The sequence below is a fragment of the Streptomyces sp. NPDC000878 genome (assembly GCF_053599695.1).
Genome location: NZ_JBSFMT010000026.1, coordinates 107,822 through 132,223, shown reverse-complemented (window position 1 = coordinate 132,223; position 24,402 = coordinate 107,822). Strand labels below are relative to the sequence as shown.

Annotated in this window: 26 protein-coding genes; 13 read left to right on the top strand and 13 right to left on the bottom strand. The window is 71.8% G+C overall.

Annotated elements, in window-relative coordinates; translation table 11 throughout:
- Nucleotides 1–270: 270 nt before the first annotated feature.
- From ACWDR4_RS23750 to ACWDR4_RS23740, 3 genes are all read left to right on the top strand, one after another.
- Complete coding sequence (locus ACWDR4_RS23750; protein WP_450411332.1) at nucleotides 271–888, top strand: TetR/AcrR family transcriptional regulator; 618 nt, start codon at nucleotides 271–273, stop codon at nucleotides 886–888.
- A gap of 223 nt (nucleotides 889–1,111) precedes the next feature.
- A complete protein-coding gene (locus ACWDR4_RS23745; protein ID WP_450411330.1) occupies nucleotides 1,112–3,130 on the top strand; it encodes an FAD-dependent oxidoreductase in 2,019 nt (672 codons plus the stop codon).
- 10 nt (nucleotides 3,131–3,140) lie between these two features.
- Nucleotides 3,141–3,701: a PadR family transcriptional regulator gene (locus ACWDR4_RS23740; protein ID WP_450411328.1), complete on the top strand. Its 561-nt coding sequence runs from the start codon at nucleotides 3,141–3,143 to the stop codon at nucleotides 3,699–3,701.
- 85 nt (nucleotides 3,702–3,786) lie between these two features.
- Here ACWDR4_RS23740 and ACWDR4_RS23735 read toward each other — a convergent pair whose 3' ends face one another.
- From ACWDR4_RS23735 to ACWDR4_RS23710, 6 genes are all read right to left on the bottom strand, one after another.
- A complete protein-coding gene (locus ACWDR4_RS23735; protein ID WP_450411358.1) occupies nucleotides 3,787–5,106 on the bottom strand; it encodes a cytochrome P450 in 1,320 nt (439 codons plus the stop codon).
- Nucleotides 5,107–5,327: 221 nt separating this feature from the next.
- The gene (locus ACWDR4_RS23730; protein ID WP_235478570.1) at nucleotides 5,328–5,921 is read right to left on the bottom strand and encodes a GTP-binding protein; all 594 of its coding nucleotides are present in this window, start codon (nucleotides 5,919–5,921) and stop codon (nucleotides 5,328–5,330) included.
- Nucleotides 5,896–6,276 (bottom strand): DUF742 domain-containing protein, encoded by a 381-nt coding sequence (locus ACWDR4_RS23725; RefSeq protein ID WP_164406791.1) that lies wholly within the window; start codon nucleotides 6,274–6,276, stop codon nucleotides 5,896–5,898. The genes ACWDR4_RS23730 and ACWDR4_RS23725 overlap by 26 nt, the downstream gene beginning before the upstream one ends.
- Nucleotides 6,273–6,674: a roadblock/LC7 domain-containing protein gene (locus ACWDR4_RS23720; protein WP_105973205.1), complete on the bottom strand. Its 402-nt coding sequence runs from the start codon at nucleotides 6,672–6,674 to the stop codon at nucleotides 6,273–6,275. The genes ACWDR4_RS23725 and ACWDR4_RS23720 overlap by 4 nt, the downstream gene beginning before the upstream one ends.
- Nucleotides 6,671–7,882, bottom strand: a complete 1,212-nt coding sequence (locus ACWDR4_RS23715; RefSeq protein ID WP_450411325.1) for an ATP-binding protein — start codon at nucleotides 7,880–7,882, stop codon at nucleotides 6,671–6,673. The genes ACWDR4_RS23720 and ACWDR4_RS23715 overlap by 4 nt, the downstream gene beginning before the upstream one ends.
- A 349-nt stretch (nucleotides 7,883–8,231) precedes the next feature.
- Nucleotides 8,232–8,417: a hypothetical protein gene (locus tag ACWDR4_RS23710; protein WP_450411323.1), complete on the bottom strand. Its 186-nt coding sequence runs from the start codon at nucleotides 8,415–8,417 to the stop codon at nucleotides 8,232–8,234.
- A gap of 135 nt (nucleotides 8,418–8,552) precedes the next feature.
- Between ACWDR4_RS23710 and ACWDR4_RS23705 the strand changes: the two genes are divergently transcribed.
- Nucleotides 8,553–8,840: a chaplin gene (locus ACWDR4_RS23705; protein ID WP_450411321.1), complete on the top strand. Its 288-nt coding sequence runs from the start codon at nucleotides 8,553–8,555 to the stop codon at nucleotides 8,838–8,840.
- Between the two features lie 74 nt (nucleotides 8,841–8,914).
- Here the strand turns inward: ACWDR4_RS23705 and ACWDR4_RS23700 are convergent, their stop codons facing one another.
- The 7 genes from ACWDR4_RS23700 to chpG all read right to left on the bottom strand — a co-directional run bounded on the left by ACWDR4_RS23700 (nucleotide 8,915) and on the right by chpG (nucleotide 13,408).
- On the bottom strand, nucleotides 8,915–9,784 hold the full coding sequence (locus ACWDR4_RS23700; protein ID WP_450411319.1) for a tyrosinase family protein: 870 nt from the start codon (nucleotides 9,782–9,784) through the stop codon (nucleotides 8,915–8,917).
- Entirely contained in the window at nucleotides 9,768–10,232 is a 465-nt protein-coding gene (locus ACWDR4_RS23695; RefSeq protein ID WP_450411317.1) for a tyrosinase family oxidase copper chaperone, read from the bottom strand. The genes ACWDR4_RS23700 and ACWDR4_RS23695 overlap by 17 nt, the downstream gene beginning before the upstream one ends.
- A gap of 83 nt (nucleotides 10,233–10,315) precedes the next feature.
- Nucleotides 10,316–10,825 (bottom strand): hypothetical protein, encoded by a 510-nt coding sequence (locus ACWDR4_RS23690; RefSeq protein WP_450411316.1) that lies wholly within the window; start codon nucleotides 10,823–10,825, stop codon nucleotides 10,316–10,318.
- Nucleotides 10,826–10,993: 168 nt separating this feature from the next.
- Nucleotides 10,994–11,491, bottom strand: a complete 498-nt coding sequence (locus tag ACWDR4_RS23685) for a DUF5949 family protein (RefSeq protein ID WP_450411314.1) — start codon at nucleotides 11,489–11,491, stop codon at nucleotides 10,994–10,996.
- A gap of 164 nt (nucleotides 11,492–11,655) precedes the next feature.
- Complete coding sequence (locus ACWDR4_RS23680) at nucleotides 11,656–11,946, bottom strand: hypothetical protein (RefSeq protein WP_450411312.1); 291 nt, start codon at nucleotides 11,944–11,946, stop codon at nucleotides 11,656–11,658.
- A 191-nt stretch (nucleotides 11,947–12,137) separates the two neighbouring features.
- Nucleotides 12,138–12,935 carry a hypothetical protein gene (locus ACWDR4_RS23675; protein WP_450411311.1) on the bottom strand — a complete coding sequence of 266 codons (798 nt, stop codon included), beginning with the start codon at nucleotides 12,933–12,935 and terminating at the stop codon, nucleotides 12,138–12,140.
- 233 nt (nucleotides 12,936–13,168) lie between these two features.
- Nucleotides 13,169–13,408 (bottom strand): chaplin ChpG, encoded by a 240-nt coding sequence (gene chpG / locus ACWDR4_RS23670; RefSeq protein WP_369036103.1) that lies wholly within the window; start codon nucleotides 13,406–13,408, stop codon nucleotides 13,169–13,171.
- A gap of 337 nt (nucleotides 13,409–13,745) precedes the next feature.
- Here chpG and ACWDR4_RS23665 point away from each other — a divergent pair, with 337 nt between their 5' ends.
- The 9 genes from ACWDR4_RS23665 to ACWDR4_RS23625 all read left to right on the top strand — a co-directional run bounded on the left by ACWDR4_RS23665 (nucleotide 13,746) and on the right by ACWDR4_RS23625 (nucleotide 24,381).
- A complete protein-coding gene (locus ACWDR4_RS23665) occupies nucleotides 13,746–14,867 on the top strand; it encodes a DUF3344 domain-containing protein (RefSeq protein WP_450411309.1) in 1,122 nt (373 codons plus the stop codon).
- 45 nt (nucleotides 14,868–14,912) lie between these two features.
- On the top strand, nucleotides 14,913–16,094 hold the full coding sequence (locus ACWDR4_RS23660; RefSeq protein WP_450411307.1) for a glycosyltransferase: 1,182 nt from the start codon (nucleotides 14,913–14,915) through the stop codon (nucleotides 16,092–16,094).
- Nucleotides 16,091–17,554, top strand: coding sequence for a sugar transferase (locus ACWDR4_RS23655; protein ID WP_450411305.1), 1,464 nt, complete (start codon nucleotides 16,091–16,093; stop codon nucleotides 17,552–17,554). The genes ACWDR4_RS23660 and ACWDR4_RS23655 overlap by 4 nt, the downstream gene beginning before the upstream one ends.
- A gap of 77 nt (nucleotides 17,555–17,631) precedes the next feature.
- Entirely contained in the window at nucleotides 17,632–18,900 is a 1,269-nt protein-coding gene (locus tag ACWDR4_RS23650) for an O-antigen ligase family protein (RefSeq protein ID WP_450411356.1), read from the top strand.
- Nucleotides 18,901–18,938: 38 nt separating this feature from the next.
- On the top strand, nucleotides 18,939–20,684 hold the full coding sequence (gene murJ, locus ACWDR4_RS23645) for a murein biosynthesis integral membrane protein MurJ (protein ID WP_450411303.1): 1,746 nt from the start codon (nucleotides 18,939–18,941) through the stop codon (nucleotides 20,682–20,684).
- A gap of 46 nt (nucleotides 20,685–20,730) precedes the next feature.
- Nucleotides 20,731–21,429 carry a polysaccharide deacetylase family protein gene (locus tag ACWDR4_RS23640; protein WP_450411354.1) on the top strand — a complete coding sequence of 233 codons (699 nt, stop codon included), beginning with the start codon at nucleotides 20,731–20,733 and terminating at the stop codon, nucleotides 21,427–21,429.
- Nucleotides 21,430–21,434: 5 nt separating this feature from the next.
- Complete coding sequence (locus ACWDR4_RS23635) at nucleotides 21,435–22,589, top strand: glycosyltransferase (protein WP_450411352.1); 1,155 nt, start codon at nucleotides 21,435–21,437, stop codon at nucleotides 22,587–22,589.
- Nucleotides 22,586–23,233, top strand: a complete 648-nt coding sequence (locus ACWDR4_RS23630; RefSeq protein ID WP_450411301.1) for a lipopolysaccharide biosynthesis protein — start codon at nucleotides 22,586–22,588, stop codon at nucleotides 23,231–23,233. The genes ACWDR4_RS23635 and ACWDR4_RS23630 overlap by 4 nt, the downstream gene beginning before the upstream one ends.
- Nucleotides 23,230–24,381 (top strand): GNAT family N-acetyltransferase, encoded by a 1,152-nt coding sequence (locus ACWDR4_RS23625; RefSeq protein ID WP_450411299.1) that lies wholly within the window; start codon nucleotides 23,230–23,232, stop codon nucleotides 24,379–24,381. Before ACWDR4_RS23630 ends, ACWDR4_RS23625 begins: the two co-directional genes overlap by 4 nt.
- The last annotated feature ends 21 nt before the right edge of the window (nucleotides 24,382–24,402 follow it).

The window sequence follows — 24,402 nt, the reverse complement described above, 5'->3', positions numbered from 1 at the left end:
AGGCCGTCCAGGCACACCCAGCCCGTCCGGCGTTTGAGGACGAGGCCGTTCAGGCCGACAGCGGGGGTCTGGGCGCGACCAGCCCCCACCGACCCGCGCCGAACAAACTGCCTGCCCAGCGGAGCACTCAGCGCCCGCCAGGGGCACCGGCCCGCAGGCCATCCATGACGAGGTCGAACAACCGACCCGCCCGCGACTGGGCGACGCTAGGATATGACGGCTGTTATAGCAAGCGTGGTAGGCAGGGAAGAGAGGGAAGGGATCACGTACGTGACCAAGTCCAGCCCGACGGCGCGCGAGCGGATCGTGGCCGGTGCCGCCGACATGATCAGCCGGCGCGGCCTGAACGCGACGAGCATCCGCGAGACGGCGAAGCACGCGAGGGCGCCGCTCGGTTCGACGTACCACTATTTCCCGGAGGGCAAGCAGCAGCTGGCCACGGAGGCCGTGCGGTATGCGGGTGAGTTCGCCGCCCGGAATCTGCGCAAGGAGCTGCCGGCAGGGCCGGTCGCGGGACTGCGAGCGTTTCTCGGCCTGTGGCGGAAGATCGTCGTCGACAGCGACTTCCGCGCCGGGTGTCCTGTCCTCGCGGTCTCCATCGAGGAGCCGCCGACGGACGAGATTCCGGCCGCGGTCCTGGCAGCCGCCGAGGTGTTCGACCAGTGGGAGGCCCTGCTGGCGGCCTCCCTCAGGGAGCACGGCGCCGCCCCCGAACAGGCGGCACAGCTCGCGACACTGATCGTCGCGGCAACGGAGGGAACGGTGGCAATGTGCCGCGCGAAGCGCAGCATCAGCCCCCTGGACGACGTGACCGAACAACTCCAGACCCTGATCACGACGACCCTGAACCAGCACCGGCCCACACCATCCAGCCCGTCCGGCGTTTGAGGACGAGGCCGTTCAGGCCGTTTTTCCCCCGCCCACCCACTCCAACCAGGAGGTCTGGGGGCGCAGCCCCCAGGAACGGGATGGGACGGGTAGGGGCGGCGGGGGCGAAGAAAACCCCACCCCACCCCCATGTGCCGCACACCATTATGCAACTAGTTGCACAATCGCCTCCACCTGCCCTAAAAAGGAGGCAGGACCAACCACCCCACCCCCGGAGGCCCCCATGAGCCCATACCCCCACCTCCTGAGCCCCCTGAACCTCGGCTTCACCACCCTCCCCAACCGCGTCCTCATGGGCTCCATGCACACAGGCCTCGAAGAAGCCCCCCACGGCTTCACCCGCATGGCCGAGTTCTACGCCACCCGAGCCCGAGGCGGAGCCGCCCTCATCGTCACCGGCGGCATCGCCCCCAACGACGCCGGCCGCCCCTACGAAGGCGGAGCCAAACTCACCACCGACACCGAGGCCGAACAACACCGCGCCATCACCACCGCCGTACACCGCGAGGGCGGAAAGATCGCGCTCCAGATCCTCCACTTCGGCCGGTACGCCTACCACCAGAACCTCGTCGCCCCCAGCCCCCTCCAGGCCCCGATCAGCCCCTTCCCCCCACACGAACTCACCGACGCCGAAGTCGAACAGACCATCGACGACTACACCCGAACCGCCCTCCTCGCCCGCCGGGCCGGCTACGACGGCGTCGAGATCATGGGCTCCGAGGGCTACCTCATCAACGAGTTCATCGCCCTCCAGACCAACCACCGCACCGACCGCTGGGGCGGCTCCTACGAGAACCGCATGCGCTTCCCGGTCGAGATCGTCCGCCGGGTACGCGAGGCCGTGGGCGAGGACTTCATCCTCATCTACCGCCTGTCGATGCTGGACCTGGTCCCCGGCGGCTCGACACTCGACGAGGTGATCACGCTCGCCAAGGCCGTCGAGGCGGCCGGCGCCACGATCATCAACACCGGCATCGGCTGGCACGAGGCCCGTATCCCCACCATCGCCACCTCGGTGCCGCGCGGCGCGTACACATGGGTGACGAAGAAGCTCATGGGCGAGGTCGGCATCCCCCTCGTCACCACCAACCGCATCAACACCCCGGAACTCGCCGAGGAGTTGCTCGCCGAAGGGCGCGCGGACATGATCTCCGTGGCCCGCCCGATGCTCGCCGACCCGGACTTCGTGAACAAGGCCGCCGCCGGCACACCCGAGGCGATCAACACCTGCATCGGCTGCAACCAGGCCTGCCTGGACCACACCTTCAGCGGGCAGATCACCTCCTGCCTGGTCAACCCGCGCGCCTGCCACGAGACGGAGCTGGTCCTCTCGCCCACCCGCCTGCGCAAACGCGTCGCGGTGGTCGGCGCCGGACCCGCCGGACTCGCCTGCGCCGTCTCCGCCGCCGAACGCGGCCACGAGGTCACCCTCTTCGACGCCGCCCCCGAGATAGGCGGCCAGCTGAACGTCGCCCGCAAGGTCCCCGGCAAGCAGGAGTTCGACGAGACGATCCGCTACTTCCGCCACCAGCTGGACGCCCACGGGGTAGACGTACGCCTCAACACCCGCGCAACCGCAGACGCCTTGACGGCGGCCTACGACGAGATCGTGGTAGCCACCGGAGTAACCCCCCGCACCCCCGACATCCCCGGCATCGACCACCCCAGCGTCGTCGGCTACCTAGACGTCCTGCGCGGCGACGCCCCAGTCGGCGACCGTGTCGCGATCCTCGGGGCGGGCGGCATCGGCTTCGACGTCGCCGAGTACCTCACCGACAGCGGCGACAAGACGCACGAGGACCCGGCGGCGTACTTCCGCGCCTGGGGCGTCGACATGGACCACCGCACCCCCGGCGGCCTCACCGCCCCCGAGCGGACCGCCCCGCCACGCACCGTCCACCTGCTCCAGCGCAAAGCCACCAAGGTCGGCGCGGGCCTCGGCAAGACCACCGGCTGGATCCACCGCGCCGAACTCAAGCACCGGGGTGTCACCATGACCCCGGGCGTCCGGTACGACCGTATCGACGACGCCGGACTCCACCTCACCGTCGACGGCACCAGCACCGTCCTGCCGGTCGACACCGTCGTCCTGTGCACCGGCCAGGACCCGCGCCGCGACCTGTACGACGACCTGCTGGCCGCCGGACACGCCGCGCACCTGATCGGCGGCGCCGACCTGGCCGCCGAACTGGACGCCAAACGCGCCATCAAGCAGGGCACCGAACTGGCAGCGACCCTCTAGGAGCCGTGGCATGTCACTCCCGCACGCGATCCTCACCGCCCTGCTCGAAAAGCCGTCCTCGGGGCTGGAGTTGACCCGCAGGTTCGACAGGTCGATCGGCTACTTCTGGTCGGCGACGCATCAGCAGATCTACCGCGAGCTGGGCCGACTGGAGGCCGAGGGACACATCCGCGCCCTGCCCGCCGAACAGCCGACCCGCGGCCAGAAGAAGAGCTACGAGGTCCTGCCCGCGGGCCGCGCCGAACTGGCCCGCTGGACCGCGGCACCCCAGGACCCCAAGCCGTACCGCGACACCCTGCTGCTGCGCCTGCGCGCCTCGGCGGTCGTCGGCGCCGAAGGCATCGAGGCCGACCTGCGACGCCACCTCGCCCTGCACCAGCGCCAGTTGACGGAGTATCAGGAGATCGAGAAGCGCGACTTCCCACCCCGCCCCTCGGGTATGGCCACCGACCCCCAGGACCGCCTCCAGCACCTGGTCCTGCGCGCGGGCATCGACCTGGAGACCTTCTGGACCCAGTGGCTCACCCACGCCCTGACGGAGTTCGCGGAACTGCCGGACGAAACGCGCTGAGCGCCCCGTCCCCGAGGCTGGACCTCGGACACAGGGCGCTCGTATCAACCGGCGTAAGTGGGTGGGCAGTTGACCGTCGGAGCTCTCAGAGCCGGAAGACATCGAGGAAGGAGCTCCAGAATCCCTTCTTGCGCTGTTCCTGACGGGCCGCCGGAGACGCCGCCGGCTGCGGGGCCGGACGGTGTGCCGGGTCCGTCGCCGCGGGCATCGGGGCCTGGTTGCGCAGGGCCGCCGCGATCCGGGTGGCCGGCGTCGGGCTGAACCGCACCGGCAGTGTGGCGAGCGCGCGGTGGAAGGGGCCGGGGCGCCACATGAGGCTGTCCTGCGGGACCGCGAGGGTCAGGTCGGGCAGCGCGTTGAGGACCTTCTCGATCGCCGTGAGCGTGATGACCAGGGCCGGGTCCTTCGCCGGGCAGGCGTGCGGGCCCGCACCGAAGGCCAGGTGGGCGCCCTTGCTGGCCATCTGCCGGGCCTCGTTGAGGGCGGGGTCGCTGTTGGCGGCGGCGAAACTGATGACGATCGGGGTGTTCGCGTCGACCGGTACGCCGCCGAGGTCGACGTCCTGCATCGGGTAGTGCGTCGCGTAGTTGGCGATGGGCGGGTTGTTCCACAGCACATGGTCGATGGCTTCCTCGACCAGCATGCCGCTGCCGCGCTCCGAGGGGTTGTCGGACAGCAGCAGGAGCAGGGAGCTGGCGATGAGGTTGCGCTGGGGTTCGAGGCCCGCGCCCATCAGCACGATGAGCTGGTCCCGGAGTTCCTCGTCGTTGAGGCCCGCGGAGTGCTGGATGAGCCAGGAGGTCACGTCGTCGCCGGGCTCGCGGCGCTTGAGCGTGATCAGCTCCTGGAGGCAGGTGGCGACGATCTCGATGCCCTTGATGGCGTCGTCCTGGCCGTCGAACATGGCGGACATACCGGTGTTGAGGCGGTCGCCGATGTCGGCCGGGCAGCCGAACATCTTGTTGAACAGCAGCAGCGGGATCAGCTTGGCGTAGTCGTTGAGGAGGTCGGCCCGGCCCCGCTCGCTGAACTGGTCGATCAGATAGTCGGCGATGGGCTCGACGTCCCGCCGGATCCGGCTGATGTTCAGCTTGGCGAGGCTCTCGGTGACGGCCTTGCGCAGCCGCAGATGCACCGCGCCGTCCGTGAACAGGACGTTGGGCCGGTACGCCATCATCGGCAGGACGGGGCTGTCGAGGGAGATGCGGCCCTCGTTCAGGGCGGCCCAGCGACGCGAGTCACGGGCGAACAGGGTGGTGTTCTGGAGCACCCTGAGGGCCATCTCGTGCTGCACGACGAGCGTGGCGTCCACGCCCGGTGCCAGCTCGACGGGTGCCGCCGGGCCGTGGGCGCGCAACTTGTCGTAGATGCCCTGCGGATCGGCGGCGAAGTCGGCGCCGTGCATGGGGCATCTGGCGGGAGCGTTCGACGTGGCACCCGCGTGCTGTATGTCCATGGAGGTTCCTTTGGGTTCCCCGCGCCTCGGGGGCGGGGGACAGGGGTGAGGAAAAACCTTGTGCGGGGCCCTGGTCCGAATGGTCCGGGCCCCTGCCCGGACGTCCCTGCCCGGGCCCCTTGTCCGGTCCCCTTGTGCGGGGAGGGGCCGGACGGAGGAGGGACCGGGGCTCAGGCCGCGCGGGCGAGCAGGTGCTGCACGAGGGCGATCAGCGCTCTCGCGGACGACTTCGGGTCCCGGGCGTCGCAGTAGACGACCGGGGTGTCGGGCAGCAGGTCGAGGGCCTCGCGGATCTCGTCCTCGTCGAACTCGCCGCCCTCCGGGTCGAAGGTGTTGACGGCGATGGCGTACTCCAGGCCGTACTTCTCGACCAGGTCGATCACCGGAAACGTTTCGGCCAGCCGGGACGGGTCGACCAGGAGCAGGGCGCCGAGCGCGCCGCGGGCCATGTCCTCCCACAGCTGCATGAAGCGCTGCTGACCGGGCGTACCGAAGAGGTACAGCACCAGTTCCTCGCTCAGCGTGAGCCGGCCGAAGTCCAGCGCGACCGTGGTCGTCACCTTGTCCGGCGCACCCTTCAGGTCGTCCACGTGGGCGGACGCCTGGGTCATCTTCTCCTCGGTGCGCAGCGGGGTGATCTCCGACAGCGAGCCGATGTACGTGGTCTTGCCCACCGCGAAGTGCCCTACGACAAGGATCTTCGCGGTGGTGGTCACCGCGTCTGAGACGTAGATCGTCTCAGCCGTAGAGGGATTCGAGTCCATGCAGCACCTTTTCGATGATTCCTCTGTCGACGGACTGGGCGCGTGGGGGCGCGGCACGGCGCAGGAGATGACCTTGTTCGAATAAATCGGTCAGCAGGAGTCGGGCGACGCCCACCGGGAGCGACAGGTGCGCGGCGACCTCCGCGACGGAGAGGTAGCCGCCGCCGCACAGGTCCCAGATGGCCCGTACCTCGGGGCTGGCACCGAGCGGCACCTCCCGGTCGGGGGCCAGGGTGACCAGGGTGTGCAGGGACAGGTCGTCGGCGGTCGGCAGCCGCCGTCCGCCCGTGATGACGTACGAGCGGACGAAGTCGCTGGTGACCGTGACCGGAGCTTCCTCGCCGTGGGCGTTCATGCGTCCGCACCGGCGTTCTGACGCGGCGGGGTGGTCATCGCCTTGCCGAGCGCCCCCACCTGCTGCTGCATCCGGAACGACATGGCCTCCATGTCGACGTCCAGCGCGGCCGACACGGCGAGGTAGGCGCCGCTGCCCGCGGCGATCAGGAATATCCAGCCGCCGTCGTACTCGATCAGGGTCTGCTTCCACAGACCGCGTCCGGAGCCGACGAAGGGGGCGACGGCCCGGCTGAGGGACTGCATCGAGCTCATCGCGGCGGCGTTGGTCTCCGCCTCGTCGCGCTCGATGTCACTGGACCGCTCCAGCAGGAGGCCGTCGGCCGAGACGAGGATCGCGTGACGGGCGCCGCGGACTTGCAGCACGTCGTTCAGCACCCACGACAGATCGGGATTCACTGGTCCTGTGGTCCTTCCATGGTGGTCGTATCCCGCCCAAGCAGCGTTCCGCGCTGGAACGCACCGATACGTGAAGCCGTGACCTCTGTGTTGAGCTCCGGCACGACCGGCTCCGGCGGCGAGGGCACCACCGCGACCGGGCTGCCGCGCCGCCGCCGCTTGGGCAGGCCGCCCGCCGTCGTACCGATCGGACGCGGCGGTCCGCCGGGCGTGGCCACCGGGGTCAGCCGCTGCGGAGCGACCGAAGGAGCCTCGGGCGCCTGGGGTTCGGCCTTCGCGGCACCGCCCTCGGGCTCGGGAACGTCCGTCGTCAACAGGTTCTCTGGCAAGAGAATCACCGCCCGTACGCCGCCGTAGGGGGACACCGAATCGACCGAGACCTTGAAGCCGTACCGGGTGGCGAGCATCCCGGACACGGCGAAGCCGAACTTCGGCGGGTCGCCGAGGCTCGTGATGTCGACCGGTGCCTGCGGGGAGAGCAGCACGGTGGCCCGCGCCTTCTCCTCCGTGTTCATACCGAGGCCGGCGTCGTCGATGATCAGGCAGACACCGGTGGGTACGGCCTGGATGTTGATGTCGACGCGGGTGCCGGGCGCGCTGTAGTTGGTGGCGTTGGCCAGCAGCTCGGCGAGGACGACCGCGACGGGCTCGACGGCGCGGCTGGCCACCGAGACGTTCACCTGGGTGTTGATGGTGACGCGGTCGAAGTGCTTGATGCGGCCCTGGGCACTGCGGGCCACGTCGTACACGGAGGCGGTGGACTCGCGCCGGCCGAGCCAGCCGCCGCAGAGCACCGCGATGCCCTGGGCGCGGCGGCCGAACTGGCTGTTGGTGTGGTCGATCATCATCAGGTCGCCAAGGACCTGTTCGTCGTCGCCGTAGCGGCGCTGCGACTTCTCGATGATGAGCTGCTGTTCGTCGGCGAGTACCTGGAGCGTCCGCATCGCGGACTTCAGGACGGCCTTGGTGTCTTCCTCCGCATCCTTGCGCACCGCCGCCAGGTCGCCGGCGTGCTGTGCGTTCAGCTGGGTGTATTCCGCATAGAGGCGGTCGCGGTCGCTCTGCGCGGCTTCGCGGGCGCTCTGCAGGTCGTTGCTCTTCCTGCGGAGGGCCATGTTGGTTCTGCGGGCCCGCATCACTGCGACGACCGCAGCGACCAAGACCACGAGCAAGATCCACAGCAGTGGATCCTGGATCAATGACGTCATGAGACTCTCTTCAAGTCGCCTTGCGACAGGAGCAGTTGCAGTCCGTTGGGTCCGGCCTGGAACACGGGCCCAGCCCGGTGGCGAACCTTACCGGCGGACCAACTCAGCCACTCCTTCGCGATGGGGCCCTTAGAGACTGTCCCCCGTGCGCGCGGCACGCCTCAGCCTACTGAAAGTGGGATGATCTTAGCAGTCAAGAGAGCGTCAAAAAGGTTCCGCTTACGCTCACTTGGAGACCTTCACACAGCATTCGCGAACGGGTCCACGACAGTTATGCACCCGATACCTTCGGGCGCGAAAAGGCCCGCTCCCCCGTCATCCGGGAAGCGGGCCAACGGAGTTGGAGCGCTCAGGCGGCCTCGGCGTCCACCTCGCACCACACCCGAAGGCGCTCGTCGACGAGCCGCTCCGGATACTCCACCCCGGTCTCGAAGTGCTCGGGGAGCCGCGCGAGACGGCCGTCCGCCCCTACGAAGGTCCGCAACACGTTCTGGGTCTGCTGCCGCTTGTTCTGGTCGGCCAGGTCGGATGCCATGCCTGAGGTTAACCCGTGCTCTTCGAAAAGGGTGACGAGCGGCTGAACGCCGTTACCAGGCGTGAGCGGGCGCGTTGTAGGGGAAGTGCGGGCGCGAGTCGAGTGCCCGTGCTCATCGAACCAAAGGAGAACGTGATGTCTCGCATCGCGAAGGCAACCGTCGCCGCTCTCGGCACCGGTGCCGTGGTGCTCGGCGGGGCCGGTATGGCCACGGCTGACGCGGGTGCCCAGGCCGAGGCCGTCGGCTCGCCCGGCGTCCTGTCCGGCAACGTCCTGCAGGTCCCGGTCCACGTGCCCGTCAACGTGTGCGGGAACTCGGTCAGCGTGATCGGTCTGCTGAACCCGGCCTTCGGCAACACCTGCGTCAACGTCAGCGAGGACGACCACAAGGGCAACCCCGGCCCCGGCGGCTACGGCAGCTGACCCGTCGTACGCAAGCACCGGAAGAGCCCCGACGGTCCCACCGTCGGGGCTCTCCCGCGTCCACCGCCCGCCTGTCAGGCGTACCGGTAGATCCGGCTGTGGTCCTCCAGCTGATCCGGTGTCACGTCCCACGGCGGCAGCGACTCGTGCCGGGCGACGACCCGGCCGCGCTGCGCGTCGCCGAACCCCGGCGCCCGGTCGGGCAGATAGCGGGCACCGGACCCGTGCCGGCGCTGCCAGCGCGACCAGCACAGGTCGACGAAGGCGTGGTGCAGCCAGAACACCGGGTCGTTGACGGACGCGCCACCGACCATGTGCCCGCCGACCCACCGGTGGACGCGGTTGTGGTTGCGCCAGGAACCCGGGCCGCGCCCGCTCCCCCACCCCTCCAGCCTGTTGCGGAACCCCTTCGCGGACGTCGAGTTCCACGGCGACACGTCGTAGACCGGATCGTCGAGGGCCCGGTCCAGGTCCTGCTTGGTCGGCAGCGTGAGCGGCTCGCGGGCGCGGCCGAGGTCCCGGGTGAGGAACTCGCCGTCGGTGACGCTCTCCTTGATGGCCCAGTCGCCGTGGTCGTAGGCGAACGGCCCGCTCATCACCCGCTGGTCGGAGGCCCGCCCGGTCCCGCCGAGCAGATCCTCGCTCCAGGGCGTGCCGGCCGCCGTACGGTCCCGGGTCCAGTCCCAGTACGGCAGCGTCACCGACGGGTCCACCCGCTGCAACGCCTCCTCCAGGTCCAGCAGGAACCGCCGGTGCCAGGGCAGGAAGGAGGGCGCCATGTGGGCCGTACGCAGCCCGTCCTCGCCGTCGGAGACGTAGTACTCGATGTGCGTGCGCACGAACTCGTCGTACTCGCCCCGCCGTTTGATCTCCATCAGCGCCCCGACGAACCGCCGCCGCTCGCTCCGCGTCAGCGTGCTGACGTCCTTACGCGTGTACGCCACGACCGCCCCCTCCCCCGCCCTCGACCGTCAACTGCCGCCCGGGCCCCAGCTCGTCGACGGCGGCGCGGGCCGCCTCCAGGGGCGTGGGGTACGAGCGGTAGTGGTCGACCATGCTCAGATACGTCCCGTCCGCGCGCCGCATCAGATGCAGGGGCCGCCCGTCCACGGTGACGTGCCACCGCCCGCCGCCGGGCGCGCGCATGGCCTGCGCCATGTGGTCGAGGTGCTCCCCGCCGGCCTTGGCGCCACGGAGGCGACGGCCCCGGTAGGTCTCGTCGAAGGACGACATGCCGTCGCCGCCGGGCTCCCGTCGGGGCCACGCGGCGGCGACGACCGGGACCACGGCCAGGGCGAGGGCCGACACGCACAGGGCGCGCAGCGCGTCCCGCCGCGTTCCGGAACGGGCGGGGGGATCCGCCGGGCCCTGCGGCACTCTGCTGACGAACAAGACTCTCGCCTCTCTCCTGGTTCCGTTCGTTCGGTGATGCGACCGCCCAGTGGCCCAGCGCGTCCGGTTCGTCAGGCCATGGACTACAGCGAGCCGAGCCCCAGGGCGCCCGTCGGGGCCGTCTGCAGCAGCGGGGTGAGCACGGCGGCCTGCGGTTCCCTGAGCATCGGGAGGCCGAACACCTCGGGGTTGGGCGCGGTCAGCGGGGTCTCCACGGACAGGCCGGGGGTCAGGGTCCGCAGGTCGGCCGCGGGGACCTTGACGGAGGCCTCGTCGAAGCCCTTGCCGACCACCTGCGGCAGCGGCGTCTCGGCCGACAGGCCGGGCAGCGCGGCACCGAGCGGCACCTGCGGCAGCGCGCTGGACGGGATCATCTGGCCCTCGACGTAGCGCGGTCCCTCGGGCACGCCCGGCATCAGCAGCGGCAGTTCGCCGCCGACCTTGGGCAGGTTCACGTTGAGGGACTTCTCGACGCCGTCCAGCGGTACGGGTACGGGGACCGTGTCGGCCGCGACGGCGGGGGCCGCGGCGCCCACCGCCGCCGCCACGCCGGTGAGGACGGCGGCGGCAAGGGTTCGAGTGGTCGACTTCATGGCAAGTACGGTCCTTTACAGGAATCGGGGGAGTTCGTCCGTACCGCGTAACGATCCTGAGAACCGCATCAGCTCAAGATTCCCCCGAGTGGTGCATTAGTCGTCAGATCAGCCCGGAGAGCGGCACCCACCTTCGCCGCTCGCCGTTCGGTCGTCTGTCGCCTGGCGTCAGCCGCGCAGGCTGCGGGCCGGGAGGATGACGTGGGCCGCGGCGGTGAGGGTCTCCTCGGCGCCCGCGAAGGCGGCCAGGGCCTCCGGCTCGACGGCCTTGCCGGGCTGGGCCTCGGGCCAGGGGCGGGTGGTGAACACCAGGTAGGCGAAGCCCCGTTCACCGACCGCGGTGAGCCACTCCGGGGGCGGGGTGCACTGGGCGTTGAGCTGCGGCATGTTGACGACGGCCGCACCGGACTCGACGAGCAGGCTGACCGGCAGGCTCGGCCGGGTGGAGCCGTCGACGATGTCGCCGCCGACCGGCAGACCGGTGTTGGCGAGGAGCTGCTCGACGGCGGCGGCCGAGGCCTCCGGGCCGCCCTCGCCGTCCCCGAGGGAGTAGGCGAGGAGGTAGGGCATGTCGCCGTCAGGGGCGTCACCGCTCCAGGCCATGACGACGAGCGTGCCCAGGTCGGCGATGCGGAAAGGGCGCGTTTCGCTTGAGGTTGAGGTCACCGCGGAACCCTATCGACGGGAATTGGCGCGTCCTGCCGCGTTCTCACTCGACCGGGGGATTTCCCGTCGGTATCCACACGAAAGAGGGACGGGGCTCGAACAGCGCGAAGGACCGATTCCGCGCGCCGGAATCGGTCCTTTCGACACCCATGCGGATACTCGTGTCAGCCCTGGAGGGGGAGGCCGCCGAGCAGCCCGCCGTTCGAGTTGAGGGCGGTCGTCGCGCCCTTCACCGTGCTGAGCACCGACTCCTTGTTCTCGGTGTCGAGCGCGTTCGACTGGTGCTGGAGGGGCTGCACCTGATCCACGTCGATGGGGCCCTTGGTGAGCGTGTTCACAGCGCCGTTGAGGCTGGTGGGCGTGAGGTCGGCGGTGTCGTAGGCGAACGCGGGGGCGGCGGCTCCGGCGATGACCAGGGACCCGGCAACAACAGCGGCAGCCTTCAGGGACTTCATCGTGTTCCTTTCTTCGGCAACTCATGTCACCAGAGGGAATTCTGTCGCCGTGCCTAACGAGCCCCGGTCACGGCGGAAACCCTGTGTGCAGAAATTGGATTGACGCACAAAAGGAATTGGTGCCCGGGCAAAAGAACAGCCGCCGCGTCGACCGACGAGGCCGACGCGACGGCTGGGAAGGGACCGGGTCCCTAGCTGGCCGGCAGCCGCAGGGGCGGTACCGGGACCGGCAGCGGCGGCACCTCCGCCGGCAGCTTGGGCAGCGGCGGCAGGCCGGCCAGGTCCGGCGCCGGCAGTCCGCTGCCGAGCAGCGTGGCGGCGACGAGACCGACGAGGCTCGTCACCACACCGGTGACGGCCGGTACGACGTTCGCGACATCGCCGGACGTGACCGCCGTGAGCAGCGTGTCGACCGCTTTCTGCAGCGCGGCGAGCGCGTCGCCCGTGATGTCGAGCGGACCCTTGACCGCCTTCCCGTCCGTGAGGGGCGCCGGAAGCGTGGAGTAGACCGGCAACGCGGGCGCCGTCGGCAGGGCGGGAGTTGTGGGGAGCGCCGGGGTCGTGGGGAGGGCCGGGGTCGTCGGCAGAGCCGGAGTGGTCGGCAGGGCCGGGGTCGCCGGGACCTCCGGGGTCGCCGGCAGGTCCACCGGCGGGGTGGCCGGTACCGGCGCCGGTGTGGCCGCGGCGATGGCCGCCTTCACGGCGTCGACCAGCTTCGTCGCCTCGTCCAGCGGCAGCTGGCCGTTGTCCGCCTTGAGCACGGCGTTCAGCAGATCGGTGACGGGTTTGAGTACGCCGCCCAGGTCGCCCAGCGCCTTGACCTGCGCAAGGAGCGCGTCGGCGTTGGGGACGGGAGCCTGGGAAGCCGCGTGGCCGCGCTCACGGGCCGCGTCGCCGTCGTCCGCCAGGGCGGCCGGTGCGCCTATTCCGAGCATGAGGGTGGCGCAGAGAGCGGTGGACGCGATACGCCGTGCGGGCAGAGCGCGCATGGAGGTTCCTTTCGGTGTGCTGTGGTGCGGTGATGTGTGCGGACGGATGAGTCCGCCTCAGGTCAACCGTCAGATCCACCGTTGCCACCTGCAACCGGTCCGGCCGTCCCCGCCGCCATTCGGAGCAAACGCTTCGAGCGAACACCCGGAACGCGAACCGGCCGCCCTCCCCTGAGGGGAGAGCGGCCGGCAAAGGGTCCGCGCCGACTCGCGTCGGGCGTTAACGACTTACGTCAGTCGTTGACGCAGGTGTTGCCGAACGCCGGGTTCAGCAGACCGATGACGTTGACGGTGTTGCCGCAGACGTTGACCGGAACGTGGACCGGGACCTGAAGGACGTTGCCCGACAGGACGCCCGGGGAGTGGGCAGCGGCGCCGTGCGCGTCGCTGTCGGCGGCGGCGACACCGGCGGTACCCGCCACGGCGGCGACGGCAACGGAGGAAAGGGCGAGGCCCTTCGCGATACGCGACATGGAGAAGTGCTCCTTGGGAGTTGTCACAAACATCCGGGCGGGGATGCCCGGCGCTGTGTCAACGCGTGGCGCGCGCCCGGGTTGTGCCGCCAATGGAGTGATCTCTCGGATCGCCCGGGCACACGATTCCGACACAGTCGCCATGAATCACCAATAAATACGCATAGCGACTAGAGTGACTCACCTTCCGCCAGCCGCCCCAAAGCCACCCAAAAGGTCGACCGCCACCCGGAATCCGTCGCGTGAAACAGACCGGGGGCGGATGCGGCACATAAGTGATGTCCACATTTTCTGTCCGTCGGTCCACGACCTTTTCCTCGAAAGGGCAACGCCGGTCATGCGTATTTCCCCGGGTCTTCTGCTGCGCCGTGCGATGGTGGGCGTCTTTGCCCTCGCCGCGATCTGCACTCCGGGAGGTACGGCGACGGCCGCGCCCCCCGTCGTCGAGAAGCCCGGCAAGGAGGCCGCACGCCTCGCGTTCGCCCCGCGCTACCGCGCCCTCCAGCACGGCGGGATCGTCCGCGCGGCCAACGCGTCCATCAGCTGCCGCGCCACCCTCGGGACCTGTGCGGGCGTCCGCAGGGGCGGGCAGCTCGCGAACGGAACCGGCGGCACGAAGGCGGCCGTCAACGGTGACTTCGACATGTTCTACGTCGATGTCGACAGCGATCCGAACACGTACAACTCCAGCCGCGCGGAGGTCCGGGTGCCGCAGGGCGGGCGGGTCTCGTACGCGCGGCTGTACTGGGGCGGCAACCTCAAGGTCGGTGAGCAGAAGCTGCCGAAGGACAACGGGCGGGTGCTGATCGCCGAGCCCGGCGGCGCGTACAAGGAGTTGCTCGCGGACTCGGTCGTCGGGCACCGGGTGGCGCGCGGCGCCGACGCGTTCCAGGCCTCCGCCGATGTCACGAAGCTGGTCCGGGAGAGCGGTTCGGGGCTGTACACGGTCGCGCAGATCAATGTGGCGATGGGGAGATCGGCGGCCGGGGCGTGGGGCGGCTGGACGCTGGTCGTGGCGTACGAGAAGGCGGCGGAGCCGCTGCGGCACCTCGCCGTGTGGGACGGGTTCGACACGCTGGAATCCCGTAAGGGTGACGTTCCGTTGGTCCGGTTGGCCGAACTGAGGTTCCCGGCGGGCACGAACGGACGGGCGGGCCTGGTCGCCTACAACGGGGACCGCGGCAGCCCCGGCGACTCCCTGACGGTGTCCGTCGCGGGGCGCACGACCGTGCTCGGGGACGCGGCCAACCCCCGCGACGACGTGCTGAATTCCACGATCGGCGGAGCCGCCTCGGAGCGCGTTCCGGCGTACGCGAACACCCTCGGCTACGACTCCGACGTGTTCGAACTGGGTACGGCGCTGCGGCGCGGCGGTGACCAGCTGGCCTTCCGGCTCGTTTCCCAGCGGGACGCGGCGTGGGCCGGCGCACTTTTCGTGGCCGTCGACGCCCGGCAGTAGCCGAGGTGCGTCCGGCACCGCCACCCGTGAGCGAGGAAACCGCGCATGCAACTGTCAGCACCCGACCCCCGGCCACGGGTCCTGCACATCACCCAGCCGGTGGACGGCGGGGTGGCCCGGGTCGTGACGGATCTGGTGCGGGCCCAGCTCGCCGCCGGTCTGGACGTCACGGTCGCCTGCCCGGACGGCGGTGAACTCCCGGCGCGGCTGCGGGCGCTCGGCGCCGGCGTACGCCCCTGGCACGCGACGCGCGCGCCGGGGCCCTCGCTGGCCGGGGAGGTGCGGCGGCTCGGGCGGCTGATCGGGGCGGTGCGGCCGGATGTCGTGCACGCGCACAGCGCGAAGGCCGGGCTCGCCGCCCGGCTGGCGGTACGGGGGCGGGTGGCGACGGTGTTCCAGCCGCACGCCTGGTCGTTCGAGGCGGTCGGCGGGCCCACCGCCGCTCTGGCGCTCAAGTGGGAGCGGTGGGGGGCGCGTTGGGCCTCCCGCGTGGTGTGCGTGAGCGACGCCGAGCGGACGACCGGGGTGCGCGCCGGTATCGCCGGGCAGTGGCGGGTGATCCCGAACGGGATCGACACCGAGCGCTTCCACCCGGCGGACGCGGACCCCGTACGGGCCCGGATTCCCCTGCTAGCGGAGGCCGACCCGGCCGCTCCCCTGGTCGTGTGCGTGGGACGGCTGTGCCGGCAGAAGGGGCAGGACGTGCTGCTCCGGGCGTGGGGCGAGGTCGCGGAACGGGTGCCGGGGGCGCGGCTCGTGCTCGTCGGGGACGGGCCGGACGCGGAGCGGCTGCGGGCGCTCGCCCCGGACTCCGTGCTGTTCGCGGGGGCCGTCGCCGATGCCGTCCCCTGGTACCGGGCCGCCGATCTGGTCGTCCTGCCCTCGCGCTGGGAGGGCATGGCGCTGGCGCCGTTGGAGGCGATGTCCTGCGGGCGGCCGGTGGTCGTCACCGATGTGGACGGCGGGCGCGAGAGTCTGCCCGCCGCTCTCGCACCGCGCTGCCTGGTCCCGGCCGAGAACCCCGCCGCGCTGGCCGGGGCCGTCACCGAACTGCTGCTCGACCCGCCGCTGCGTGAGTCGCTGGGGCAACTGGGGCGTCGGCACGTCCTGTCCGCACACGACGTACGGCACACCGCCGAGGCCGTCGCGGGCGTGTACCGCGAGCTGATCACCGCGCACGCCGTGCCGCCCGTGCGCGCCAAGTACAGGGAGTCCATCCACTCGTGACTGCGGAAAGTACCGTCCCCTCCCCCGGCGGAGGGCCGCGGGAGCACGGATTCTCGACCGTGTCCGCCGTATCTGCGTCCGCCGTCTCGGTCATCCCGCCCCGCGGGTCGGCCGGCGGCTTCAGATTCCCGGCCGGCCGGCGCCCCGCGCCCCGGCCGGCCTCCCCGCTGCCGCTGCTCGCCGTCGACAGCAGCGCCGCCCTGCTCGGCGTCCTGGCGCTGACCGAGCCCCAGCGCCACCCCCTTCTCGTCGGCGCGCTGCTGCTCGGTGTGGTCGTGCTGAACACGCGCGCCTCGCTCTACCGGCCCGAGTCGCTGCCCGCGTTCCTCGACGAACTGCCCGCCGTCTGCGGCCGGATCGCGATGGGCTGGCTGGCGCTGGCCGCCGTGGTCGGGGCGTACGCGCCCGCCGACGCGCTGTCCGCGCGGACCCTCTTCCTGGGCTGTGCGGTTCAGGTGACGGCGAGTGCCGCGGGCCGCGCGACCGTCCACTGGCGGCGCCGCCGGGCGCTGCTGCGCCGCCCGCACACGGCCCTCGTCATCGGCCCGGCCGGCACCGCCCGGCGCGTGGCCGCCGCCTTCCTGCGCCACCCGGCGTGCGGAGTACGGCCGGTGGGACTCGTCACCGACCACCCGGACGGCGGCGCGGGCCTGCCCGTGCTGACCACCGGCGAGGAGGTCGAGCGGGCGCTGATCCAGAACGGCGTCCGGGCCGTGCTCGCCGTCCACCCCTCCGTGCGGGCCGAACAGGGGCCGCTGCTGCGGGCGTTGGCCGAGTCGGGCTGCACGGTGTGGGAGATCGACGCCGAGTCGCCCTCGTACGAGAGCGCCGAACGGCTGGCCGGGTTCTCCTGCCGACGGCTCGCGATGGTGCCGGACCGGCCGGGCAGCATCGGCAAGCGGACGCTCGACGTGGTGGTCTCGGGGACCCTCCTCCTGCTGGTCTCGCCGATGCTGCTGCTGTGCGCGGTCGTGCTGCGGCTGACCGGCGGGCGGGGGGTGGTGTTCAGGCAGGAGCGCATCGGCATGGACGGGCGCCCCTTCACCCTCCTCAAGTTCCGCACCCACCGCCCGGTCGACGAGATGGAGGCGGCGACCCGCTGGAGCGTCGCCGACGAGCGGCGCATGAACTGGTTCTGCCGTTTCCTGCGCCGGACCTCGCTGGACGAGCTGCTCCAGCTGTGGAACGTCCTGTGGGGCGACATGAGCCTGGTCGGGCCGCGGCCCGAACGCCCGTACTTCGTCGGGAAGTTCAGCCAGACCTACCCCGGCTACGCGGCCCGCCACCGGATGCAGACCGGGATCACCGGGCTCGCCCAGATCCACGGTCTGCGCGGTGACACCTCGATCGAGGACCGCTGCCGGTTCGACAACGCCTACATCGACAACTGGTCGCTGTGGCAGGACATCTGCATCCTGCTGCGCACCGCCGCCGCGCTCGTCCGACCGACAGGAAGTTGAGCGCAGTGAGCCACAGCCCCGCGCTGCCGTTCCCGTACCGAGTGCCGCTCGCCTCTTTCGCCCCGCTGCTGCCGGTCATGCTGGTGATCGCCCTGCTCGCGCTGCCGGCCGCGCAGGGCGCCGACGGCGGGGCGACCCCGGCCGACGCCGTCTCCGGGCTCGTGGTCCTCTACTGCGCGATCCGGCTCGTACGGGAGCGGCGGCGCCCCCTGTCCCGTACGGCCGCCGTGGTGCTCGGGATGCCCGTGGTCGGGCTCGCGGTCGCGGCCGTCGGGGCGTCCTCGCCGGAGGCCGGGATCGGGGGCCTGGGGCGCTACCTCCAGATCTTCGTGCTGGTCCCGGCGTCCGTGGTGCTGCTGGTCCGGGACCGGCGTGACTTCCGGGTGCTGGCCTGGGCGTTCGTCGCCTTCGCCCTGTTCCAGGGAGCGGTCGGGGTGCACCAGTACGCGACCGGGACCGGCGCCTCCTACCAGGGCGAGGAGATCCGGGCGGTGGGCACCTTCGGGCCCGCCGACGTGATGGGCATGGCGACCGTGGTTTCGTTCGGGCTGATGTGCGCGGTGGGACTGGCCCTCGGGTCGGCCGCCGCCCGGCAGCGGGCCGTCGCCGCCGGCTGTGCCCTGGCGCTGCTCGCCCCGCTCGCCGTCTCCTTCAGCCGGGGCGCCTGGATCGCCACGGCCGCGGCCTGCGCACTGCAACTGGTCCTGGCCGGGATGCGGCGCGCGCTGAAGGTGGGCGCGGTGGTGACCGCCTCCGCGGTGATCCTGGTCGGCGGCCTCGGAGTCGGCACGGCGATGCTCCAGGAGCGGATCAGCAGCATCACCCAAGTCGCCGACGCCCCCGACCAGTCGGTCACCGACCGGTACACGATGTGGGCGGCGGCGACCGACATGTGGAGCGAACACCCGCTCACCGGCGTCGGGTTGAAGGGCTTCCCCGAACACCGCGACGGACACGCCTCGTTGGCCCTGTCCTCGGGCAGCGACACGGAGGGCGCGGGCGCCGCGTACCGCAAACAGCCACTGCTGTCCCCGCACAACATGTATCTGCTGGTGCTGAGCGAGCAGGGACTCATCGGGCTCCTCGCCCTCGGGGGCAGCTGGCTGGCCCTGCTGGTCTGCGGCTTGCGCGGGCTCGTACGGGTGCGCAGAAGCCGTACGTCCGGACTGGACTGCGCCCTCGTCGCCTGCGGGCTGCTGATCTGGCAGTTGATCGACTTCCTGTACGCCGACATCGGCGGGCCCGCGACCGTGCTGACCGCGCTCGCCTTCGGGCTCGTCGCCTGGTGGGCCCTCGTCGGCGGCGATTCCGTGACCTCCGCGACCGAGGCCAAGGCCTCGGCGTGACGAACGTGACGCCTCCTCGGCCCGAGGGAGACACCAGGGTGCCGCTGCCCGCGGCCCGCGCCGCCGCTTCGCCGGCCACGAAGGGAAGCGGGGAGGAAGGGGACGACGGCGGTGGCGGCGGCGGAGCTGCCGAACTCGCTCCCGTCTCCCGCAAGTTCCTCGCCAAGGCCACGCTCATCACGGCCGTCCTCTCGGTCGCGGGCGCGCTGCTCGGGCTGGTCCGGGACCAGTCGCTGGCCCGGCTGTTCGGGGCCGGCAGTGACACGGACGCCTTCCTCGTCGCGTGGACCGTGCCGGAGTTCGCGGCGACGCTGCTCATCGAGGACGGGCTGGCCTTCGTCCTGATCCCGGCGTTCAGCATGGCGCTGGCCCGGCGGGCCCAGGGTGCCCCCGGCGATCCGGTGCGGGCGCTGGTCGCCACGACGCTCCCCCGGCTGGCGCTGGCATGCGCGGGGGCCGGCGCGCTGCTCATCGCCACCGCTCCCTACCTGGTCGAGGCGCTCGCCCCGGGCCTGCCCGACCCGTCGCTCGCCGTGGACTGCACCCGCCTCACTGCCACCTGCGTGTTCAGCTTCGGGCTCGCCGGGTACTGCAGCGCGGCCCTGCGCGCGCACCGGCGGTTCCTGGCACCGGCGGCGATCTACGTGGCCTACAACATCGGCATCATCACGGCGATGTTCGTGCTGGGCGGGCGGTGGGGGGTGCGCTCGGCGGCGGTCGGGGTGGCGGTGGGCGGCGCCCTGATGGTCGTCACCCAACTACCTTCCGTGCTGCGGCAGTTGAGGCGGCGCCGGTCGGCCGGGGCCGAAGAGGTCGTACCGGAAGAGATCGTGGCGGAGGAGGCGTCCGGGGCGCCGATGGCGTTCGCGCTCGTCGCGCCCGTGCTGCTGTTCGCGCTGACCCGGCAGTCGCAGGTGCTCATCGAGCGCTTTCTCGCGTCCACGCTGCCCGCCGGGGCCATCTCGCATCTGAACTACGCGCAGAAGGTCGCGCAGATCCCGATGACGCTGTCGCTGATGCTGTGCACGGTCACCTTCCCGGTGGTCGCGCAGGCCATCGCGGAGGGCGACACCGAGCGGGCCCGCGACCGGGTGGAACGGGATCTCGCGCTCGCCGCCTGGGTGGTGCTGCTCGGCGCGGCGGCGGTCGTCGCCTGTGCGCCGCAGATCATCGAACTCCTCTTCCAGCGGGGCGCGTTCACCGCCCGGGACACCGAGGCGACGGCGACCGTGATGCGTGTGTACGCGGTCGGGCTGCTCGGGCACACGCTGGTGGGCGCGCTCGTCCGCTCGTACTTCTCCTCCAACCGGCCCACCTGGTACCCGCTGGCCTCGATGACCGCGGGCATCGTCGCGACCACCTGGATCGGCGTGTGGGCCGTCGGCCCATGGGGGGTGTCCGGGATCGCCGCCGCCAACGCGGCCGGGATCACGCTGTCGGCCGTCCTGCTGCTGTACGGCATGGGACCCCGCAGTGTGCCGATCCGGACCCGGCGGGTGCTGGCCGAGCTGAGCAAGCCGGTGCGCGCTGCGGTGTGCGCGACGGCCGCGGGGGCGTTCGTGACCAGCCGGATCGGCGGGCCGGTGGCGGGGCTCGCCGCCGGTACGGCGACCGTGACCGTCGTCTTCTTCCTGCTGGGCCTGCTCATGCGGGCCCAGGCCGTGCAGAGCTTCGTCCTCGCCCTCCGTTCCGTACGCTCCCTGACCCGAAGGCTTCCGCATGCCCGCAAGCGCACCCGCACCCACGCCCGCCACCGCCGCCACCGCCGCGACCGCGTCCGCTGACCGCCGCCGAAGAGGCGCCCGCCAGGATTCCGTCCCCTGGGTGGCGATGTACCACTCGGTGGGCGACTGCTCGGACGACCCGTACCGCATCACGGTCACGCCCGACCGCCTCGACGCCCAGCTGCGCTGGCTGCACCGGCGCGGGCTGCGGGGCGTGGGCGTGGCCGAGCTGCTCGCCGCCCGTGCCCGGGGCGAGGGGCGCGGGCTTGTCGGGCTCACCTTCGACGACGGGTACGCCGACTTCCTCACCAACGCCCTTCCGGTGCTTGAGCGTTGGGACTGCGGCGCGACCCTCTTCGTGCTGCCGGGACGGCTCGGCGGGGAGAACGACTGGGATCCGCTGGGCCCGCGCAAGCCGCTGCTCACGGCGGACGGCATCCGGGCCGTCGCCGAGGCCGGGATCGAGATCGGGTCGCACGGGCTGACGCACGTCGACCTGACGAAGGCGGACGACGAGCTGCTGCGCGCCGAGGTCGCCGAAAGCAGAGCGGTGCTCTCGGAGTTGAGCGGTGCTCCGGTGGCGGGGTTCTGCTATCCGTACGGGACCGTCGACCAGCGGGCCGTCGACGCCGTACAGGCGGCCGGTTACGGATACGGCGTCGCCATCGACCCCGGGCAGCTCAACGGCGGCAGCAGCATCCATGGTCTGCCCCGCGTGCACATCGGCGAGAACGACACCGCCGTACGCCTGCATCTCAAGTACCGGCTGCACCGGCTGCGGCGCCGGCCGGTCGAGGGGGTGTGAGCGCGGTGAAGGCCCTGCATGTCATCACCGGGCTCGGCGTCGGCGGTGCGGAGCAGCAACTGCGGCTGCTGCTAAGGCACTTGCCGGTCGACTGCGATGTCGTGACGCTCACCAACCCGGGCTCGGTCGCCGACGGTCTGGTCGCCGACGGCGTCCGGGTCGTCCACCTCGGCATGGCCGGCAACCGGGATCTCGCCGCCCTGCCCCGCCTGGTCGACGTCATCCGCTCGGGCGGCTACGACCTCGTGCACACCCACCTCTACCGAGCCTGCGTGTACGGCAGGATCGCCGCGCGGCTCGCGGGCGTACGGGCGGTCGTCGCCACCGAACACTCCCTCGGCGACTCGCAGATGGAGGGACGGCCGCTGACCGCCGGGGTCCGCGCGCTGTATCTAGCGAGCGAACGCCTCGGCCGCGCCACCGTCGCCGTCTCTCCCACGGTCGCCGACCGGCTGCGCCGCTGGGGCGTGCCCGCGCCCCGGATCGAGGTCGTCCCCAACGGCATCGACCTGGCCCGCTTCCGCTTCGACCCGGTCGCCCGGCACCGCACCCGCGAGCGTCTCGGGCTGCCCGAGGGCGCGTACGTCGTCGGCGGCATCGGACGGCTCGCACCGGGCAAGCGCTTCGGCGACCTCATCGACGCCCTGGCCCAACTCCCCGACGACTACTGGCTGTTGCTCGTCGGCGGCGGCCCCGAGGAGCACACCCTCCGACGCACCGCGCGCGAGGCGGGCGTGGCCGACCGGGTGCTGTTCACCGGCGAACGCCCGTACGTGCCGGACGGCACCCCCGGCCCCGACCTGCCCTCCCTCACCTCCGCGATGGACCTGCTCGCCTCCCCCTGCCCGGAGGAGGCCTTCGGGCTCGCGGTCGTGGAGGCGCTGGCCGCCGGGCTGCCCGTCCGGTACGTCTCCTGCCCGGCGATCGAGGACCTGCCCCCGGAGTCCGCCGAGGGCGCCCGGCGCGTACCCGGCGGCGCGGACTCCTTCGCGCGCGCCCTCACTGAGGCCCGCGCGCTGGGCCCGCAGGACCGCACGCCCCCCGCTGCCGCCCACCACTACGACATCACCCGCAGCGCCGCCCAGCTCATGGACGTGTACGCGGCCACCGCCCCCTCCATGACCCCGTCCCCGTCACCCCAGGGAGTTCCCTCCTCATGACCGAGAACCCCAGCAGAGTCCCCCACCTCACACCCCGCACCCGCGGCCTCCGCCCATGGACCCTCCTCGCGGCCGGCGCCGTGCTCGGCGGCCTCCTCGGCGGCGCGTACGGCACCCTCAAGCCCCCCACCTACACGGCCACCAGCTACGTCGTCGCCGTACCGACCGAGAAGTCCGACCCCGCGTCCGCGCTCGGCTTCGCGCAGGCCTACGGGCGGGTCGCCACCCAGCTCGCGGTGCTCGGGGACGCCCAGGTGTGGGCGGGCGTACCGGTGTCGACGCTGCGGAAGAGCGTGCAGACGGCGACCTCGCCGGACGCGCCCATGGTCGCCGTGTCCGCCACCTCCTCACGCCGCGACCTCGCCGCCGACATGGCCAACGCTGTGGCCCGCTCCCTCACCCGGCACGCCAACGACACCAAGGACTCCACCCACGTGGAGCTGCTCCAGTTCTCGCGCGCGGTCAAGCCGGCCGAGCCGTCCTCCGCCTCGGCGGCGGTGACCGGGCTGGTCGGCGCGAGCGCGGGCGGGCTGCTCGGCGGGCTTGTGCTGCTGGTGCGGCCCCGGCGCGGCACGGAGGAACCGGCGCCCGCGGCCTCCGTACCGGGCCCGGCCGTCGCCGCCGACGCGCACGGACAGCTGTGACGGTCACGACCAGGGGCGCCCTGCGCGCCGACGTCGTCAGCGACGAGGCCGCCTTCGCCGAACTCGCCCCCGCCTGGGGCCGGTTGTACAAGCGGTGCGGCGCGGCGACCCCGTTCCAGAGCCATGCCTGGCTGCACTCGTGGTGGCTGTCGTACGGCGTCCCGGGCCGGCTCCGGATCGTCGTGGTCCGCGATCCGGAGGGCGAACTCCTCGCCGCCGCCCCGCTGATGCGCGTACACCGCCCGCTGCCCGCCCTGGTGCCGCTCGGCGGTGCGATCTCCGACTACGGTGACGTCCTCCTCGACGACGACACGGCCGACGAGGCCGCCGCCGCCCTCGCCGAGGGCCTCTCCGACGCCGCCCGCACCGCCCTGATCGACCTCCGCGAGGTCCGTCCGGGCGGCGCTGCGGAACGGGTGTACGAGCGCTGGCGTGGCCCCCGCCGCCAGGTCAGGGACTCCGTGTGCCTGGAACTCCCCGCCGTCTCGATGGACGGCCTGGTCTCCCGGCTCCCCTCCTCGAAGGCCCAGCGGGTCCGCGCCAAGCTGCGCAAGCTGACCGCGCTCGGCGTCGAGCGGCACGTCGTCCAGCCCGACGACGTCGACGCGGCCCTGGTCCGCCTGCTCGAACTGCACCAACTCCAGTGGCAGGGACGGAAGGTGACGTCGGAACACCTCCAGCCCCGGTTCCGCGAGCACCTCGCCCGGTCGGTCGGGCCGATGGTCCGCTCCGGGGACGCCGTGGTCACCGAGTTCCGCCTCGACGACGCCGTGGTCGCCGTCGACCTGACCCTGCTGTCGGGACGCCTCGCGGGCGGCTATCTGTACGGCGCCCATCCGGGCCTGCGGAAGCGGAAGGCGGACGTCGCCGTGATGCTGCTGGACGCCTGCGCCCAGCACACCGGGGCGGGCGGGCACGACACGCTGAGCCTGCTGCGCGGCGACGAACCGTACAAGCACCACTGGCGCCCCGAACCCGTCGTCAACCAACGGCTGTTGCTGGCCCGGCGGCTGACGGCACCGCTGATGTCGGCGGTCGTGTGCGATGTCGCCGCCCGCAGCCGGGGCAAGGAACTCCTGCGCCGGCTGCGGGACCGCGAGGGAAGCGGCGGTGGAGGGGAGAACGGGAACGGTGGCGGCGGATCGTGAACGACCCGCCGCCACCGGGCG